This is a genomic window from uncultured Brevundimonas sp. (assembly GCF_963977465.1).
GTDB lineage: Bacteria > Pseudomonadota > Alphaproteobacteria > Caulobacterales > Caulobacteraceae > Brevundimonas.
Window position 1 is genome coordinate 16,959 of record NZ_CAXBOQ010000001.1, and the last position, 18,740, is coordinate 35,698.

Here is an 18,740-nt window from a genome sequence, read left to right on the forward strand (position 1 = left end):
CACAGACCCGCACACAAAATCTGACCCCCGTGGACAAAGAAGACCAGGGGGTGGTTGTACTCCAATAGCGTCATGCGACACGGCGTCCTGAAACGCGCGGCGTGCTTATTCGGGGGACAGTGGCGACCGGGGCGGAGGGACGATGGCGTCCGGGGGTATGGGCGCCTATGTCCAGGGGAGAGGCGGGCCCAAACCATTCCGTTCAACGGTTTGAAGGTCCATTGTATCGGCTCAATCGATGAGATCAACCATGAGCGAAACCACCAACAAGGTCGTCCCCCTCCGTCCCCCCGCCACGCCTGAGACCTCGCGCAAGGTTCTGGAGAAGCGGTGGACCAAGGGCGTAATCGACCCAGGCTTCACCTTCGTCCCTTCGGTCCTGCTCCGAGCCCAGGCTCGCCTGCACATCAACGCCACCGAACTCGCGGTGCTGATGCACCTGATCGACCACTGGTGGGAGGACGAGGAGATGCCGTTCCCCTCGAAGCGCAGGCTGGCTGAACGCCTCAGCGTGTCGGACAAGACCGTCCAGCGCGCCATCAAACGCCTCGAAGACGAAGGTCTTGTCCGTCGGATCGTGCGTCGCCATTCCAGCGGAGGGCAGGCCAGCAACATCTATGACCTCAAGCCCCTGGTCGAGAAGCTTAAGCCGATCGCCAAGGACATGATCGACGCGCGCGACAAGGCCGCGGCCACCAAGCGCGCGGCCGTTCGGCCGGGACTGCGCAAGCGGTCGCCGGACCTGTCCGGACTATAGATCATGGCCGGGCCGTACTTTCCGCCGCTGGAGGTCGCGGGGCAGACGCTCGCGTTCGATCATCTCGAGCCCTTCGTGCTCGAGATGGCGACCCAGTCGCGTCCGAACGGCGTAAAGATCGATGTCCGGTTCAGCAACCACTGCTTCAGCGAAACCTTCGACGCCGCCCGGCACGACGACAACGCGGTGGCGGTCTGGGACGGCCCGAGGCGGCGCGTCTTCTGTCCGATCCGCTATGGGCTGTCGCAAGCGCTGCCGCATATCCTGAAAGGTCTGCCGACCGCGCATGTCTATCAGACCCCGGAGGCGAACTTCCTGCGGATCGGTGTGCGCAACGACGGCGGAGCAGGGGACTACAGGGTCTTCTTCAGGGTCAAGCGGGGCACCGGCGCCGGCGTCGATCTCAAGCTCTTCGTGGAAAGCGCCTACAGCCCTGAACCGGCGCAGGCGCTCGCCATCGCCCACATGAGCAAGGTTCGCTTCGCCGTGCTGATCGACAAGACGCTGAAGGGCGAGAAGCTGAAGTTTCACCGGAAAAGATAAGGGCGCCCGGAGGCGCCCTTATCAGAAGTCACTCGGTAGCCGCTTCCGGGACCGAAATCCCTATCTCGCTCACGCGTGGACCTCCGAAGAGGCGGGTGAGGCTGTTTCAACCGATCTGGCCTCGGGAGGACATATAAGTCCTGGGGGTGAAGAAATCAATCATCGCCCCTGGACGCCCCTGTCCCGGTCTCCGGGTCACTGCCGTCCCCTGATGAAGCATTCTATGACCAGCTCGCTGATTTCTGAAGCTGGAAGCGCTCAGAGGTGCGGCCGGCAGGCGCCCGGCGCGTCGTGGACGGGGCGTGATCGGCGTAGGCGCACATCCGGGGCCTTGGCTGGCGTTACGGGCGTGCGGCGACGTTTATCCAGCCAGGCCTGCACCTCCGACAGATCCCAGACCACGCATCGCGGAGTCAGTCGGAAGCGTTTGGGAAATTCCCCGCGCTGCTCCATCTCCCAGATCGTGCTGTCTGCGAGCGGCACCATCTGGCGCAGTTCCGGCTTCTTGATCGTTCGCGGCAGGGGCGAATGGGTCTGTCCCATGGAGGATCTCCTTGTTCCGGTCGATTCGAACCGAAAGATGCTGGAGGGTGAACACGCAGGCCTGCGGTGGCAGGCTTACGTGTCCTCAGCGCCGGTTTCGCAGACGTTGCCCGACGGAGCTCGCTCGCTTGAAGGCCTGGACGTAGACCTTGGCCATGCCCTTGAGAGGGTCGGCTCCCAGCGCCGCGCGGCCCGCGAGGTGACGCAGGACGAACATATTGGCTTGCTTCTCGACCGCGGTCATCTGCGAGTCCCCCGCGGTCTCCGGCAGGATGTGATCCTCATGCAGATGACGGTCCAGGTCGGCTTTGAGAGGCTGAAGTTCGGCAGGCGGGTTGCGGCCATAGAGCTGCGCGGCGAGGCCGGCGATCAGGTCGGCGATTTGAAGCGTCGGATTGTCATCCGACTGGCCGAACCGGATCGGCCCCGCGAGATTTAGCCTGGCGCTGACCACGCGGTTGCCGCCATGCAGAGGGAATTCCTCATCGCGACCGATGAAGCCGTCGAAGGTCGAGGCGATGCCCTGCAGCGGCTTGGAGTCGTCGCAAAGCACCTCGAGCTGCTGATGCTTGGGGCCGAAACCGTTGACAAGGAGCGACATCAGCGCGGTCGAAGTCAGGTCCAGCACCCATTTGGCGTACTCGGCGTCGTCCTTCAGGTGCTCGGTCCGCGCCTTGATCCGCTCGGAATAGCCCCGGGCGAACCGCAACACCTCGCCCAGGACCCGCGCATCCGCCGGCGCCTCTCCGGTCGCGGCAAAGACCACGGGGGCGTCTGCGGGATCGAAACTCCGCATGAACGTCTCGAGCTGCAGGGCGAGGTCCTCGGCCGGTCCACCGGCGGTCGCGATGCTTCGATAGACGGCTCCCGCGACCAGCCGATGAAGCCCGTGACGGTAAAAGAGGAGGCTGTTGTCCTCGAGCACAGGCTCCATGAGGTACTCGAAGACCTTGCCCGCGAACGCCAGCCGCTTGTCCGCGACGAGAAAGCTGTAACGGCCCTCCATCCGGGAAAGCACAAGGCCCGCGATCTCGGGCCAGTCCCCCCGCTTCTTGAGTCCGGACGCCTTCAGTTCGGCCGCCTGGATGACCGGCTTGCGACCGCCGCGGATCTCCGCGATCAGCTGATTGGCGTCCTCGATGGACAGTTCGACCGCCGCATAGGCGAAGACCGGCTGGTCGTCCCGGAGCAGATTGGGGCCGGTGAAGCCGGACTCATCGAAGGATATCAGGGTGGGGGATGACAGGGTGTGGTCCTCGAAGTTCGCGCCGCCGCTTTCCGCCCTCGGGCGGAGGCGAGAGCCTCAATATCGGAGTGAAGCTCTGCTTTGGTCGGAAGTCGAGAGCGTGTCATGCCTTCGGAGCCATCGGGCCGTCGATGGCGAGAGGACGAGACATGACGATCACCTTCGACGCCGATGATGTCGCCTATTTCGATGAGGTCCACGGGCGCCGCTCCGAAGCGCTTTGCCCGAAACCACTTCAGGTCGTGTTTCGCGATGATGATGCGGCGCGCCCCAACGACTGTCATGCCAACGCTGTGCGCTGGGCGGCGCAGACGCCGGACGCGATCCCGGTCCACGGCTGGTTGATCGAGGCGCAGGATGCGTTCCAGCTCCACATCGTCGCCCATTCCGTCGTTGCAGACGAGCATGGACGACTGATCGACGTGACGCCGATGCCGATCGCTTCGCCGCGGTTCATTCCTCACCGCGGGACAGGTGACGCCTTCTTCAGGCTCCTTCCTCGCTGCAACAGGGTGTCGTGGCCAGTGATCGACACGCTCACGTTCATGACGATCGACCTTGACGACGGAACGCACGGTCCCGCGGGCGTCCAGAGCTAAGGGCTCCGCCCTCGCGCGGGCCAGGGTGAAGCGGCTCCGCCGCCGGACCGCCCGGTCTCCCCCACCTTCCGCGCCGGCGACAGGCGGCATGATGATCATCAGGGTCAGGCTTGTGCAGGTCGGGCGATCCCCCTCCGGCCGGTCCGCCCTGGCCCTTGCTACCCCGGTCTCGCCGACGGGCAGGGTTTCAGGCGCGCAGTTCGCGTGCCTGCAACCCATGCCCAAAGGAGGCAGACATGACTGCTCAATCCATCGAAACCGTCGCGACCGAGGCGACCACCCCCGCGCATGGCGCGGAGATCACCGTGCCGCTGAACCGGCTCAGGGCCTCGCCGAAGAACGCGAGGAAGACGCCGCACAGTCCAGCGACCATCGAGGCCTTCGCGGCCTCCATCAAGGTCAAGGGGGTGTTGCAGCCGCCTGTGGTCGAGGTCGAGCGGGACGGAGAGGGCGTTCCGACTGGGAACTACCTTGTCACCATCGGCGAGGGGCGCCGTCAGGGGCTTCGGCTGCTGGCCAAGCGCAAGGCGATCGAACGCACCCATCCGGTGCGCGTCATCGTGGACGCCGAGAACGACGCCCACGAGATCAGCCTCGACGAGAACATGACGCGCGAGGCCATGCACCCCGCCGACCAGTTCGAGGCCTTCCAGCGGCTGACCGTCGAGAAGGGCTACGGCCCCGAAGAGATCGGCGCCCGGTTTGGGGTGTCGGCCCATGTCGTGCGTCAGCGCCTTCGGCTTGGGTCAGCGGCCCCGGAGTTGATGGCGGCCTATCGGGCCGGGACGCTGGCTCTGGATCAGCTGACCGCCTTCTGCGTCAGTGACGATCAGGACCGGCAGCGGCAGGTGCTGGAGCAGGTCGGTCCCCATACCCCGGCCTACGCCATCCGGCGCGCCATGGCCGAGGCCGAGGTGAGCGTCGGCGACCGGCGCGTCCGCTTCGTCGGCGTCGAGGCCTATGAGGCCGAAGGTGGCGGAATCCTCCGGGATTTGTTCACCGAGGACGGCGGCGGCTGGCTGGAGGACGTGGTCCTGCTGGATCGGCTGGTCGGTGAAAAGCTGGCCGGGCTGGCCGACGAGGCGCGCGAGCGGGAGGGCTGGAAGTGGGCTGAGTCGGCCCTGGACTATCCGGACGTCTCGGTCTTCGGACGGGTCTATCCGGTGGCCGTCGAACGGTCGGAGGCGGACGCCGCCGAGATCACGGCCCTGTCGGAAGAATATGACCGGATCGTCTCCGAGGCGGGCGGGGAGGGGCTGTCGCCCGAAGCGGATGCACGGCTGGAGGAGATCGACAAGGCCTTGCAGGCCTTCGGCCCTGACTTCGACTATACCGCCGACACCAAGGCGCGGGCTGGCGTCATGGTGATGCTCGGCCATGACGGACTGGCGCGTTTCGAGCGCGGACTGGTCCGCGCCGAGGACGCCGTGGCGCCGCCGCCGGAGGAGAAGACCGAAGACGACGGTGGCGACGTAGACGCCGGGAGAGGCGGGGGCGCGCCGGAGCCGGAAGAAGTCGGGAGCGCCCTGTCGGACCGGCTGGTCATCGACCTGACGGCCCACAAGACCATGGGTCTGCGCGACGCCGTGCAGGCCGATGTGGGCGCGGCGCTGGCGACGGTGGTTCACGCCTTGGCGCTGCAGGTCTTCTACCCGGGCTATGGCCTCTGGACGCCTCTGCAGCTTCGCCTGACGGCGACCGGGCTGGAGCGGCTGGCGCCCGGCGTGGAGGACGGGCCTGCCGGTCGCCGGGTTCGGGACCGATGCGAGGCTTGGGGCGCGCGACTGCCCGAGCGCGCCGAGGACCTGTGGGGCGTGGTGTTCGGGTTGGCTCCATCGGACCAGTTGGACCTGATGGCCTGCTGCGCCGGGGTCGGCCTCTACGCCGTACGTGACCCGCACGACCGGCGACCCGGCGCCTTGGCGCAGGCCGAGACGCTGGTGACGACGGTCGGCCTCGACATGACCGCGACGTGGTCGGCGACGGCGGCCAGCTACTTCATGCGGGTGCCGAAGACGCGCGTGCTGGAGGCGGTGACGGAGGCCGTCAACGCGGAGGAGGCGGGCCGGATCGCCGGGTTCAAGAAAAGCGACATGGCCGAGGCGGCGGAGCGGCTGGTGGAGGGCAAGGGGTGGCTGCCCCCGGTCCTTCGGACGGTATCCGATGCGGCGGAGCCGGAGCGGCAGGACGCAGGCGAACCGCGCGATGACGACGCCTATTCGTTTGCGGCGGAATAATCGTCCCTGAGACAAGGAAAACTCGCCGCGCGCCCTCTGGGGGCGCGCGGCTTTTCTATGGGCGTCGCCGTGCGGCGGCGAAGACCATCGTACGCATTGGAGGAAGCTCGCTCGACGAGGTCGACGGTGGAAGGAGGCGTATTCAGCCTTGCCGTGTGCAGCCGTATCGCGGAGACTCTAGCCATGAAGAAAAGCCTCGATCATCTGCCGCTGCGCAAACAGGCCGAACTCCGTCAGGTGGTCGAGACCGTGCGCGCGGCGTTCGAGGAGGCGATCTCGACCCGCCGCGCCGCGCGGTTGAAGGACGGCAAGATTCTCAAGGTCATCCTCTACGGAAGCTATGCGCGCGGCGACTGGGTGCATGACCCCGTCGGGCGCTATTTCTCGGATTTCGACCTGCTGATCGTGGTCGATCATGAAGACCTGACCGACGGCGAGTTCTGGCACGAGGCTGAAAACCGCACCATGCCGATCGGGCCCGATATCCGCACCCCCGTTAGCCTCATCGTCCATTCGCTCGACGACGTGAACGAGCAACTGGATCGCGGGCGCTACTTCTTCGCCGACATCGTGCGCGAGGGCGTGCTGCTCCATGACACGCCGGGCGCCAAGCTGCACAAGCCGGCGGACCTCAAGGCGCGCGTGGCGCTGGAGGAGGCCGAGCGGCACTATGCGAAGTGGATGGCGACGGCGGTCGGGGCGCAGTCGGGGGCTAAATTTTACATCGAAGCCGGCAACCAAAACTGGGCCGCGTTTCTACTGCATCAAGGTGCAGAGCACCTGTACCACTGCATCTTGCTGGTCATGACGCTCTACAGCGGCAAGGCCCACAACCTCGCATTCCTGCGCAAGAAGGCCGAAGCCATCGATCCGCGACTTGCCGAGGCCTGGCCTCGCGAGACCAAGTTCGAACGCCGCTGTTTCGAACTGCTGCGCGAGGCCTATGTGAAGGCGCGATATTCCGAGCATTACAAGATCAGCGGCGAGGAACTGGCTTGGCTGACCGAACGGGTTGAGGTGCTGCGCGGTCTGACTGTAACTGTCTGTCAGGAACGCCTTGCCCAGCTGCGCGACGAGACTGACGGCGCCGATTGATCGGCAGCAAGAAAGGCGTTTGCTGTCCCGCGAACGGCTTTCCAGGTGGCGGGTATGATCAAGGATGTCGCCTGGGCCATTCTGACCACGGAGCAGGGTATCGCCTCCTGCCCCGACCACCCGATCTTTGCCTTTGCGGCCCGAGGAGGGTGCAGCCTGACTCGATCTTCAGCGCCCCGAGTCCGATGCAGGGCCAGCTCTGCTCAGGGGCGCCTCAACGTCGAGACGGTCTTCCCGATCACGGCCTGAGCCTGAACGACCGAGGGGGGGGCTGAGCGACCGGTCGCGTGTCGCCAGCGGTGTCGGAGGTAAGGCGGCGGCCATCGTCTCGCATCCTTTTCGCGCCAGCCGGCGCGGCCTCTCGATGAGGCGGATCTGACCGAAGCCCGGTCGGCTGGCGCAACCGCTTTCGCGACTTTCGTCCCCGGCCTTACGGCCTTCCTCGCGAACAAGAAAGTCTCTCATCGCGGTCCTCCGCTTCGCTGCGGGGGCTCGCTTCGCTCTCCCTGCGCGCCGCCCGAACTTCGGTCTGCCGATCGCCATCGAGGCCGCGGCAGGCGTGGCCCGAAGCAAAGGAGAGACTGACATGGCCACCATCGGCACCTTCACCGCTCAAGGCGACGGCTACACCGGTTCGATCAAGACCCTCACCCTCAACGTCAAGGCGGCGGTTCTTCGGCCCAACGAGAAGAGCGACGACAAGGCCCCCGACTTCCGGATCTTCGCGGGCCAGACCGAGTTCGGCGCCGCTTGGAAGAAGACGAGCCAGCAGAACCGCGACTACCTCTCGGTCAAGCTCGACGATCCCAGCTTCCCGGCGCCGATCTACGCCTCCCTGGTGGAGGTTGAGGGCGGACACAGCCTGATCTGGTCCCGCTGACCCAAGAGCCGCGGCGGCGCGGAGATCGCGCCGCCGCTCCTTCTTCCCACAATCCATTTCAAGGAGGCGGCCATGACGCGCCCCGCCGACCCCGCACGCCCGGACATCCACACCCGTATCACCCAACAGATCGTCAGTCAGCTTGAAGCCGGGGTTCGGCCCTGGACCCAACCCTGGAACCATTCAGCCTCCGTCAGCCGCCCGCTGCGCCATGACGGCACGCCCTACAATGGCATCAATGTCGTCCTGCTCTGGGGCGAGGCCGCCGACCGCGGATACACACGGTCCACCTGGATGACCTTCCGCCAGGCGTTGGCCCTCGGCGCCCACGTCCGCAAGGGTGAGCGCGGGGCAACGGTCGTCTACGCCAATCAGATCGTCCGCGACGATACCGACGACACTGGCGCGGATGTCCAGCAGCGCATCCCCTTCCTGAAGGCCTATACGGTCTTCAACGTCGACCAGATCGAAGGCCTGCCCGATCACTACGACGCGCCCGAGACGGTCGAGATCAATCCGGATGAGCGTATCGCCCGCATCGACGCCTTCTTCGAGCACTGCGGCGCCGAGGTTCGCCACGGCGGAGGCAGCGCCTACTACGCGCCGGGTGCGGACCATGTGCAGATGCCGCCGTTCGAATGCTTCGAGACGGCGGACGCCTACTACAGCACCCTCGGTCACGAGATGACCCACTGGACGCGGCATCCCACCCGTCTCGACCGGGACTTCGGCCGCCAACGCTTCGGTGACGCTGGCTATGCGCGCGAGGAACTCGTCGCCGAACTGGGCGCGGCCTTCCTTTGCGCGGATCTCGGCTTGGCGCTCGAACCTCGCGAGGACCACGCCGCCTATATCGCCAGTTGGCTGCAGGTGTTGAAGGACGACGTGCGGTTCGTGGTCTCGGCCGCCTCGCATGCGCAGAAGGCAGTCGATCACCTCAAGGCGCTGCAGCCCTCGCCCTGAACTCGGCCGCTAAGCATTCGCCGGTCGCGCGGCATCCCCGGCGACCGGCCCAACGCCCACGATGCGTCGGATGAGGGCGCGCATCAGATCGGCGAGCGCGATGAGGGTCTCATCATCTTCCTGGCTCGAATACGGAGACACGAGGTTTCCGTGCATGACCGCATGGCGGACTTTCTGCCAAGCCTTGACCTGATCTCGTGTGATCGCGGCGTCGGCGACGAGTGCGCGCATGGCGACGGCCGTCGTGATCTCGGCCGTTCTCTGCACGGCGCGGATGGCCGCCTCCTTCTTGGCGTGGTCGCCGGACCAGGCGCGGATGTGGCAAATCAGATCGGTGTTGGCCTCAAGATCGGCGTCCTCCCGCCGGGTTCCGCGGGGATACAGCATCAAGACCAGGCCCTCGATGCTGCTGGCTAGGGTCATCGCCCAGACCCAGCGTGATCCGCGTGTCGCCTGGATCACCTCCTCATGGAAGCGGGTGACCGGGTTTGCCTCGAAATTTGGTCCATGCTCCGTCCGCGCCGTGGCGATGTGCGTAAGAAGCGCGGCGTAAAGGGTCCAGAACCCGGCCTTGTCCCAGCCCGCGTTCTCGTCGACCCACAGGGCCGTCCAGTCGGAGTCCCGTGTCCAGGGAGGGGAGGGCCTTGCAGCGAGCATCGCGTGGCCGTCCGATTGAACGCGGGCGACCATGCGTGGAAACACCAACTGGCCGAACAGGATACGCAGAGGTTCGCCCAGCCAGTTCTCCGTGTAGGTCAGCGGGAGCGACTCCGAGGCTGGCGTTGAAATCGTCAGCATGGACATGGCGCGATCAAACCTGAAGGTGAGGGTCTGGCCCAACGCCTTGAGGTCGAATCTCGGTTCTGGCGGCATGCGGTCGCGAGCGGTCGTGACGAAGTGCGCCAGCAGCTGCGCGGCGTGATGCCTTGTCGGGATGAGGAAGCGAACTTCTGTCGATCCTGTCGGCGTCGGTTCAGAGCGACCGCCCCCCATGAAGGACTCGGTTTCACCCTCGAAGGTCCAGGCGCCGTCGCCGGTGCGGATACTTGGGACGGTCCATCCGCCCGCGTACTCGGTTCCATCGTCGTCCTCGAGCACCAATCGGAACCGCGATAGGCCGTCATAGCGGTCAGCCTTCTGTCGCCGCATCTGTTCAAACACATAGGCGGGGTTCCCGGGCTCGCCGATCAGGGCGAACTCGAAGAGGTTGGTGGAGACGACCCGAAGCTCGCCCGAACCGGCGACCAGATCCGGCTCATGGTCCCGCGCCATCAACCGCATCTTCGGAAAGACGTGGGCGCTTGAGATCGCGGAAAACCGGGAGAAGTCGTCGAGAAGCGACACGGGTGCGGTGATCCTGAGACAGGTTCGAGGGAGTGATGGAGGTGGCGGTGGAATGCGCGGTTGTCCAGCACCCGCCCGGCTGGGGCGCCCCTCAGGGCGGCGGGCGAGCGGCCGGCTCCGGACGCCGAGGGGAGGGCGGACAGCACCGGAGGCCTACGGGGCGAGGATGGTGACGGTCTAGGGCAGGATAGGCTTTGCGCCGGCATTGTCAGACACATCACCTCGCCCATGGACCGCCTCACCGTACGCCTACCAACTGATCTGATCCGACGGTTCGACGCCGCGGCGGCCGGGCGGGGCGGTCGGTCGCGTCTCCTGCGCCGTCTCATCGAGGCCGCTGCACAGGCCGCCCTTCCAGAGCTCGCCGCACCGTCCGTGGGTCGGCTCGACACCAAACTGTCTCTCCGTCTGACCTCTGACGACATGGCGCTGCTGGAGCTCGAGGCGGCTCGCACGGGCCTGTCCCGCACCCAATGGACGGTCGCCTTAATCAGGCGGCGCCTCCATGAGCGGCCTCAGCTTTCGCGGTCCGAAGCCATCGCCTTCATAGGTATCCAGCGGGAGCTGCGGCGCATCGGCGTCAACGTGAACCAGATCGCCAGGGCGATGAACACCGCCGTCCTCGAGGGCAAGGTGCTCGATCTGGAGGTCGCTCAACTCGCCGATTTCGCCGTCGAGATCCGCGCTCATCTCGGCGGGGTCCACGACGCCTTCAAGGGCAACCTCCACTATTGGTCGGACCGCTGATGGCGGACTTCGTCCAGGTTCGTGGGTTCGAGGAAACGGTGCGCCCACCGGTCCGGCAAAAGCGCGCGCGCCTGACCGATCCGACAGGGCAGATCGCACGATCCCGCCCCGACATGACCCCCCGCGTGCGGCTCGATCGGATCGCCCGACGCGTGCCGGAGGTGATGGTCAAGATCACGGGGCGGACCCGCGACGGCGGTCACCTACAAAACCATCTCGCCTACATCGGGCGGAACGGAAAACTTCCGCTTGAGGGGCCGGACGGCGAGCGGCTCCAGTCCCGGGCCGAGGTCGGGAGGCTCGTCGGAGATTGGATGGCGGAAGTCGAGGCGGATCCACGTCGTCGCAAGGACAGCGCGGTCAGCCTTTCCATTGTGCTCAGCATGCCGCCCGGCACGGACCCGTTCCGCATGCACGATGCGTCGCGGGCCTTCGCCGGCCAGATGTTCGGCGACAGCCATCCCTATGTCTTCGCCTTCCACACCGATGAGCGGCATCCCCATGTCCATCTGACGGTTCGGACCCTTGGCCACGACGGACGCAAGCTCAACCCGCGCAAGGCGGATCTCGAGCAGTGGCGGCAGGCCTTTGCGGCCGCTCTGCGGGATCGCGGGGTTGAGGCTGAGGCGACCCCGAGGCGCACGCGAGGCGTCGTGCGCAAGGCGGAGCAGGGGGTTCTCCGAAGAATTCGTTCTCGCTTCAGCCAGGGCCAGTGCAAACCACCCAATATCGACGTGGCGGCCGTGCGGGAGGCGCTCGACAAAACGAGAAAGACGCCGTGGGTCGAGGCGGGTCGCGCGCGACAGGCGGACGTCCGCCGCTATTTTACGGCCCAAGCTCTTGCGTTGTCTCGTTCAGATCGGGAGGAGGATCGTGAATTGGGCGCGGCGCTCGCGGCGTTCGTGAAAGACATGCCGTCGGTTCGGACTCGCGGTGAGGAGCTTTCGGCGAGGATCGACCGTAGTCGGTGGCTTGGGGAGGACGGCAAGCGGCTCGGTGAACGATCGAGGCAGCGCTGAAGTACGGTCCCCGGCGTTTCGGGCCATCAACACAACACGGATCTCGGCGGCATCTCGTCTCAACGAAGGAGCATCCACATCGCTTGATACCTCCTGCGGCTCAAGACGAGCGTCTGCCCGTTCCGGAACCTGCTATCGTCATTGTCAGAGCGATCGAAGTGAATTGAATTTCTCGGCTGAGGCTCGAACGAGGCGTCTAGACGCAACCCTCTCGGTTGCGTGCCTGGACCCTAGAGCGAATTGACTGTAGTCGCGCTGGCTTACTAAGCTCCACCGCAAGCTGTGTTGGCGCGAGGCGCAAACGCGACGATTTACATGCGCTGATCGGAGAGAGCCTTGTCGTTAGACCCGGGGGATACCCTCGACACAAAGGATCCCGGTGACGACACTCAGCGTCGCTTCCGGTATCAGCACGCATACGCGGCCATCCAATGCGCCAAACTGCTGCATCCTGACTGCAAGCACGACACCGTCTATTGCGAGAACTTTGAGGATATCCTTCTGAGGAAGAAGACGGGCGCCTTCGAAGGCGTTCAGGTCAAGACGCGCCAGTTCAAGGGCGAGCCGTTCAAATCAAGTGACGCCGCACTCAAAAAATCCATCGCGCGGTTTGCCGAGTTGGAGAAGAAGTTTCCGGGCAAGTTCGAGGCGTATCATTTCGTCACCAACCACGGATTCTGGGACGAGAAACAGGACAAGAACTGCATCGCATTCTTGATCACCTCGATCAAAAATCGAGGTGGCGTCAAAGGGCTGCCGGCGAAACATGACCTGCGCGCCTACATCGCCACCATCTGCAAGGATTACGATTGTGCAGAAGGCGATGTCGCTTCGGCCATGCTAAAGATGGCGATCGTGGGCTATGAGAGCGATCTGGAAAAATCGCCCAATGATCTTCGCGAAGTTGTTGCGGGATTGACAGACGTTGAGGGCTGCAGCGCCCTTGTCGCTCGCCGGGTGGCGGACAACCTGATGTACCTCACCTATTCCGCCTCTTCGATGACACTCGGCGGCGGTGTCACCTCTCTGTATGAACTTGTCTCCGATTTCGCTGCCCATCGCGACGCTTTGATCCTGCTCGGCAAGACGATCTGCGTCGATAAGGTGACGGAAGTTGTCACGAGTTCCGTCGCAAGCGATGCCGACAACCTTTTGGTGTCCGCCCACCTCGTTGAGGCCGATGGCGTGCCCCCAGGCATGGACGTTCTCACCGAGAAACTGGAGTGGGGTGGGCTTCAAGCCGAGCGCATTCACAAGGTTAAGGATTTCAAGGCCTCGATGGAGAAGCTCTATCTCGGGGTGGCGCTACAAACAGGACGTCGCGACCGCCAACGCGCGGCTGAACCACCTGAAGTCGCTCGTTGAGGACGACTGCATCGAGGCCAAGATCGAAGCGTCAGAGGTGACGCCCGCTGAGTATGCTCCAGCAATGTACAAGGGGTTGCGCGAACGACTTTCTGAACGGGTCACGTCGCAATCTCAGCCTCTATTCGGCGCGACCGAAGAGCATCTGGTTGGCGCCGCCGGAATTCTCACTGAGGAATGCTCCGTGTGGTGGAGCAACAAGTTCGAGCTCAAGTCGAGAACCAAGACGTGAGTTCTCTGGCAGACATCGTCACTAGTCTGGACCAGGACGAGCAGATCCATCTCGGCCGGCTGATCCTGCTGCTCGCCGCGTTCGACCGGGGCGATGAAGAACGTCCCGCAATCGAAGGCATCACCAAGCTCGCAAAGCTCGATTTCCTTTTACGCTATCCAACGTATTTCGAAAAAGCGATGCGGGCTCGGAAGGTCAGCGAAAAGAAGATTTCAATCGAACCTTACGAACGTAAGACTGTGGAAGCGGAGATGGTCCGCTACCGCTACGGCCCTTGGGATCACCGGTACCGCCGCTTTCTGAACTTACTGGCCGCTAAGGGGCTTGTGTCGATCCAGACGACTGGTCGAACAATCAATCTGGCCTTGACCGACCGTGGCCGCCAGCAGGCTGCGCGTATCGTTGGTAACGAGGCGTTCGCCCCGCTCGCACAGCGAGCGAAAGTATTGCGGGAAAGCATAGACATCGGCGCAACCGACATCATGAAGTTTATCTATCACACGTTCCCGGAGATCGGTACGCTGTCATTCGATCAGGCGATAGTTCCATGAAGATGAAGCTCCAATTTCTCAAGCTCATCAACCGCCAGAGCGTCGAAGAAGTTCTCCTTGCCGAACGGGTGTCGTTTTTCCACGGTGAAATGGGCGCTGGGAAATCGTCCATCCCCGCGTTGATCGACTACTGCCTTGGCGGCGGGCTGACCCGCACGCCCGCGTTACGATCAGAGCTGGTCTCGGTCCAACTTAGCCTGACCTTGGGCGTCAACGAGGTCCTGATCGAACGCACTCCTTCCGACAAAAGCTACGCCTCCGTGTCTTGGGAAACCCCGGACGGCGAACGTTTCCAGTGCGCAACGCCCATGACGGCGCAGGAGTCCCCGGTCTTGGGCGATTCCATCTACAACTTCAGCGATCTGATGCTGCACCTCCTCGGTATCGGCGTCATCAAAGTCAGGAAAAGATCGTTCGACCCGGAGTCGAGCATGATTAGATTGAGTTTCCGCGACATACTGAAGTTCGTATATCTCGATCAGGATCACCTAGATTCCGACTTCTTCCTGCTTGACGTGCCTATCCGGAAAGAAAAAAGCCAAGACGCAATACGTTATTTCGTCGGCTACATGAGCGAGAGGCTCAGCGAACTCGAGAACCAGCTGCAGGAGCTACGCCAAGAACAACGCGGAAAGCGCGAGGCCGTGGCGCAGATCCAGCAGTTCTTGCAGCGCTTCGAGTTCGGCTCGGAAGACAAGATCACGCACGAACTGACGAGCCTTAACGACGAAGCGCTCGTCATAACAGCAGAGCTGGCGCGGCTCGAGCAGGGCTTCCGCCCAGAGACATTCATCGCAGATGAAGACAGGGCGCGCCTAGAGAGACTGACTCGGACGATCGGAGAAACCAAGGAGGCGCTCGACGACCTTGGCTTCCGGATTCGTGAACAGGAGGGGCTCGAATCCGAGCTCATCTCACTGAAGTTCAGAGCGGCGCGCACGTCCGTGGCTCATGCGGTATTGGATGATGTATCGTTCGACGCCTGTCCGGCATGCGGCACTGACGTCAAAACTACGTCGAAGCTCGCGGTCGGCTGCTGTTATCTATGCAAGACGCCCGATGCCCTCCAGCGGTCGGTGGAAGCGACAAGCGTCGATGTGATCCGCCAAGACCTCGACGCGAGGATTGCGGACCTCAAGCAGTCGACCACGCGGCACCGTCGCGCCGTAAAGCCGCTCGTCGGGAAGCTTGAAGTTCAGGTCGCAGAACGACGCGATCTAGACGAGCGTCTGAGTAGCGAAGCCCGTCGGTTCGAGTCGGAATATCTGGCCCGGACGCGGCAGCATGAGAAGCGTTTGGCCGCCATTCAAGAACGTTCCGTGCTGCTGGAGAAAATCCGGAAGATGCCGGCGGAGGTCGATCGGGTTCATGCAGCCGCGGATGCGCTCGCTACCCCGATGGAGGTGCTGCGCCGACAGATTTTGGAAGAACAGGCGACCCTCCTCACGGCGGAGGAGAATTACAAAGCGATCGAGAGAAACTACAAGGAAGTCCTGCTGGCGATCCACTTCCCAGCCTTCACTGCAAAGGAAGAGGTGGTCATCAATCGCCGCACGCTTATTCCGGAAGTCCTTCAAGGCAATGACCCTGGGCGAAGCTGGACGTTCTTCGATGCCGGCAGCGGAGGCAAAAAGACGCTTCTGAAGATCTGTTATGCTCTGGCCTTGCACAAGACTGCCGCAGAGAACGGCCTGCCCCTGCCGCACCTGCTGATCATTGACTCGCCGATGAAGAACATCACGCCGGATGTGAACAGAGAGGTTTTCGAGAATTTCTACGACGAGCTCTACCATCTGCTAGGCGAGGCGCTGCGGGATTGGCAGCTCATTATAGTCGATCAAACCTACTACCCGCCGCCAGCCAACGTAGGACCGTCGGAGCAGCGCCTCATGCTCCGTGACAGTGTCGAGAACCCGCCGTTGATCAGCTACTACCGCGACGCTTAGCCAGCACTAGAGGAGCTAATGGCCAACGATCACCGGATGCATCTGTATGTCAGGGTCGAGGGGAAAGAGGATTTTTAACGCGATCTGCTCGGCTCTCAGGGGGCTGTTTCATGGGAACGGGCAGAGCAATGGCCAAGCCGTGAAGAACCCCAAGTTCCTGACCGGGGTAGTCATCGAATTCGGCGGCGCTCCATCGCTCGAAACGTTCCTAGATAGCGTCAAGAAAGTTCTGCGTCGCAGGGTGCGGGACCGCATCTACTTCGAGCGTCGCTAGACTCGGATCACGCAACCTCAAGGCGGCGCTTCATTAGCGATCGGCCTACCCTCCAAATAGCTGCCGCTATCGGCTTCGCAGACTTGACCTGATCGACGCCAAACCTCTTCGTCGTACTGCGGCTGAGCCGGCGGCTCCGCGCCCGCGCATAACCTCCCGTTCGTGAGCGCCGCAAATCGATGAACGCTAATCCGTAGGTCGATCAGAAATCGGGATAGTGGGCTGGCACTCGCCCCAGGAGGGGAAACGTCGTAGCGTGGCGAGTAGGGGAGCTAACGATATGTCTGACGTAATCCTGCCGCTGCCCGAGCTTCGTCACAGCTTCACGGGCCGGGTCAGAAATTTCAATCTCCCCCCGACCGCGTCGAACTGCATGATGCCGGTCTATGAGGCCGTGACCAACGCCCTTTACGCAATTCAGGAACGATTTCCAGAGACCTGGGCCGACGACGGCAAGATCACCATCGAAGTTCTCCGTGCAGAATCCTCGGCCATTGGAGCGCATGCTTCGGTGACCGGGTTCGTCGTCACCGACAATGGAATCGGCCTTGGTGACGCGCTGTTCGGGCATTTTCGCGAGTTGGACACCGAATACCGCGCCGACAAGAAGGGCCGCGGGATCGGGCGCCTCTCTTGGATCAAGGTGTTCAACACAGCCGAAATCTCATCGGTGTTTGACCGAGACGGCGAGAAGGTCGCTCGCTCATTCACCTTCCGGCTCTCCAACGACCGGCCGTTCGACTCGTATCTTGAGAATGGCCGCGAGGCCGCTGCAGCCACTGGCACCCAGGTCAAACTGGACAGCTTCCGAGAGACCTACAGTGCCAAGGCTTATGTTGATCCGGCAGATATCCGAAATAGTCTGCTGGCTCATTTCATTGCGCTGTTCGCCCAGCCAAAACGCCTAAAAATCGACCTGTTCGATGAGGGACGGTCGACCAACCTCTCCAACCTTTTCTTCGACTCCATCGTTGGTTCAAAGGAGCCGGTGGAGGTCGTGATCGACGAGCAGCACGCAGCCTCGATGCTGCACGTGCTTCTCCCAAAGAAGCTGGCGCCGATCGGCAATTCCTTGATCTATTGTGCAGCGGATCGTTCGGTCATCACGAAACCTATTTCGGAGATGATCGGGCTCAAGGCGCTGCCGAACGACACGCTTGGTCCGCTCATCTACATCGGCCTCGTGTCAGGGCCGTTGTTCGACGACGCGTTGAACCACGAGCGTACCGGCTTTGACTTCGGAGACATCGACTTCGAGGTAGTCAACAAGGTCTTAGTCGACACCGCTAAGAGCTTCCTCGACCCTTACTTAGCCGAGCCGCGCCGCCGAAATCGGGAGATGCTCGACAAGCTATTGGAGACCAATCCGCTCTATGCGTCAGCAATCGACGACATCGAAAGCTACGCTGCCGGCATGCCGCTCAATTGGGATGAGACGCGCCTAGTTCAGGACGTGGCTCTGAAGCGACACCGATCGACCAAGGCGCTCTTCAAGCAGATCGAGAAGCTGGAAGCTAACACCGCCAGCATGTCCGACGAGACCTTCGCGGCACACGTATCCAAGCTCACGGCGCAGCTGGGCGATGCTGAGAAAAGCGCCTTGGCGCAATATGTCGTCGAGCGCCGATGGGTGATTGAGCTTCTCAAGGAACGTCGGAAGATTGATCTATCGACCTCTCGGCACGAGCCGGAGAATATCGTTCACGAGGTCTTCTGCCCCCTAGGCGTCACCAGCGACACTATGGACTATGACGACCACAATCTGTGGCTCATCGACGATCGCTTGGCCTACTACAGCTACATCACGTCCGATCGCCCAATTAGGTCGTTCGCCGCCGACACAACGATGCCGGAATCGGAAACAGTCGAGCGTCGGTCTGACCTGACAGCGATCGGGGCATTCGGCGAAGCTGGCGAACCCGATTTGGCGATCTTCAAGCGGCCGATGCTATTCCGTCGCGCCAACACCATGGACCCCGCGGTCATCGTCGAATTCAAGGCCCCCAGCAAGACGGCCTATTCGGGCGCGCCGGGCGATAATCCAATCATCCAAATCCGAAAGTACATCGAATCACTGCTTGAGAAGACCTGTTACTCCTACGATGGTGAACGCATCACCGACATCAACAGCGGCACGCCGTTCCTGTGCTTCTTAATCGCCGAACCTTCGCAGCAGCTATATGAGTTGCTGCGTCAGCATCAGATCCATAAGCCGACACCAGATGGAGACGGACGTTTCGCTTACCTTGAGGATTTGAACGCATATTTTGAGTTCATTCCTTATGACCAGGTTCTGAAGAATGCGGCGCTGCGCAATGAGGCCTTCTTCCGAAAGTTGAAGATAGAGCGCCTGCCAGCCACGGCGCCCATAGAGGTGCCAGCAACGTAGCGCTGCCAAA

Annotated in this window: 16 protein-coding genes; 13 read left to right on the top strand and 3 right to left on the bottom strand. The window is 62.9% G+C overall.

Annotated features, from left to right (window positions below; genetic code table 11):
* Positions 1–250 precede the first annotated feature (250 nt).
* Together AAC067_RS00080 and AAC067_RS00085 are read left to right on the top strand one after the other, a co-directional pair.
* Positions 251–757: a helix-turn-helix domain-containing protein gene (locus AAC067_RS00080; RefSeq protein WP_134581303.1), complete on the top strand. Its 507-nt coding sequence runs from the start codon at positions 251–253 to the stop codon at positions 755–757.
* Between the two features lie 3 nt (positions 758–760).
* Complete coding sequence (locus AAC067_RS00085) at positions 761–1,300, top strand: hypothetical protein (protein WP_287011597.1); 540 nt, start codon at positions 761–763, stop codon at positions 1,298–1,300.
* Between the two features lie 258 nt (positions 1,301–1,558).
* On the opposite strand, the gene AAC067_RS00090 is transcribed toward AAC067_RS00085, so the two are convergent.
* Together AAC067_RS00090 and AAC067_RS00095 are read right to left on the bottom strand one after the other, a co-directional pair.
* Positions 1,559–1,843: an AlpA family phage regulatory protein gene (locus AAC067_RS00090; protein ID WP_134581301.1), complete on the bottom strand. Its 285-nt coding sequence runs from the start codon at positions 1,841–1,843 to the stop codon at positions 1,559–1,561.
* An 85-nt stretch (positions 1,844–1,928) separates the two neighbouring features.
* A complete protein-coding gene (locus AAC067_RS00095) occupies positions 1,929–3,089 on the bottom strand; it encodes a DUF3800 domain-containing protein (RefSeq protein ID WP_134581300.1) in 1,161 nt (386 codons plus the stop codon).
* 149 nt (positions 3,090–3,238) lie between these two features.
* Between AAC067_RS00095 and AAC067_RS00100 the strand changes: the two genes are divergently transcribed.
* The 5 genes from AAC067_RS00100 (at position 3,239) to AAC067_RS00120 (ending at position 8,863) form a co-directional block, all read left to right on the top strand.
* Entirely contained in the window at positions 3,239–3,688 is a 450-nt protein-coding gene (locus AAC067_RS00100; RefSeq protein ID WP_134581299.1) for a hypothetical protein, read from the top strand.
* A 236-nt stretch (positions 3,689–3,924) separates the two neighbouring features.
* Positions 3,925–5,925 (top strand): ParB/RepB/Spo0J family partition protein, encoded by a 2,001-nt coding sequence (locus tag AAC067_RS00105; RefSeq protein WP_339928307.1) that lies wholly within the window; start codon positions 3,925–3,927, stop codon positions 5,923–5,925.
* Between the two features lie 57 nt (positions 5,926–5,982).
* Positions 5,983–7,020, top strand: a complete 1,038-nt coding sequence (locus tag AAC067_RS00110) for a HEPN domain-containing protein (RefSeq protein WP_339928309.1) — start codon at positions 5,983–5,985, stop codon at positions 7,018–7,020.
* A gap of 586 nt (positions 7,021–7,606) precedes the next feature.
* Positions 7,607–7,900, top strand: a complete 294-nt coding sequence (locus AAC067_RS00115; protein WP_114816389.1) for a DUF736 domain-containing protein — start codon at positions 7,607–7,609, stop codon at positions 7,898–7,900.
* A 72-nt stretch (positions 7,901–7,972) separates the two neighbouring features.
* Positions 7,973–8,863 carry a zincin-like metallopeptidase domain-containing protein gene (locus tag AAC067_RS00120; RefSeq protein WP_339928313.1) on the top strand — a complete coding sequence of 297 codons (891 nt, stop codon included), beginning with the start codon at positions 7,973–7,975 and terminating at the stop codon, positions 8,861–8,863.
* A 9-nt stretch (positions 8,864–8,872) separates the two neighbouring features.
* On the opposite strand, the gene AAC067_RS00125 is transcribed toward AAC067_RS00120, so the two are convergent.
* On the bottom strand, positions 8,873–10,207 hold the full coding sequence (locus tag AAC067_RS00125; RefSeq protein ID WP_339928315.1) for a hypothetical protein: 1,335 nt from the start codon (positions 10,205–10,207) through the stop codon (positions 8,873–8,875).
* Between the two features lie 228 nt (positions 10,208–10,435).
* Here AAC067_RS00125 and mobC point away from each other — a divergent pair, with 228 nt between their 5' ends.
* The 6 genes from mobC to AAC067_RS00155 all read left to right on the top strand — a co-directional run bounded on the left by mobC (position 10,436) and on the right by AAC067_RS00155 (position 18,730).
* Complete coding sequence (mobC, locus tag AAC067_RS00130) at positions 10,436–10,954, top strand: plasmid mobilization relaxosome protein MobC (protein ID WP_339928317.1); 519 nt, start codon at positions 10,436–10,438, stop codon at positions 10,952–10,954.
* A complete protein-coding gene (locus tag AAC067_RS00135; protein WP_339928319.1) occupies positions 10,954–11,973 on the top strand; it encodes a relaxase/mobilization nuclease domain-containing protein in 1,020 nt (339 codons plus the stop codon). The genes mobC and AAC067_RS00135 overlap by 1 nt, the downstream gene beginning before the upstream one ends.
* A 336-nt stretch (positions 11,974–12,309) precedes the next feature.
* Entirely contained in the window at positions 12,310–13,338 is a 1,029-nt protein-coding gene (locus AAC067_RS00140) for a dsDNA nuclease domain-containing protein (RefSeq protein WP_339928321.1), read from the top strand.
* A gap of 228 nt (positions 13,339–13,566) precedes the next feature.
* Complete coding sequence (locus tag AAC067_RS00145) at positions 13,567–14,121, top strand: hypothetical protein (RefSeq protein ID WP_339928323.1); 555 nt, start codon at positions 13,567–13,569, stop codon at positions 14,119–14,121.
* Positions 14,118–16,067 (top strand): AAA family ATPase, encoded by a 1,950-nt coding sequence (locus AAC067_RS00150; RefSeq protein WP_339928325.1) that lies wholly within the window; start codon positions 14,118–14,120, stop codon positions 16,065–16,067. Before AAC067_RS00145 ends, AAC067_RS00150 begins: the two co-directional genes overlap by 4 nt.
* A gap of 554 nt (positions 16,068–16,621) precedes the next feature.
* Entirely contained in the window at positions 16,622–18,730 is a 2,109-nt protein-coding gene (locus tag AAC067_RS00155; RefSeq protein WP_339928327.1) for an ATP-binding protein, read from the top strand.
* The last annotated feature ends 10 nt before the right edge of the window (positions 18,731–18,740 follow it).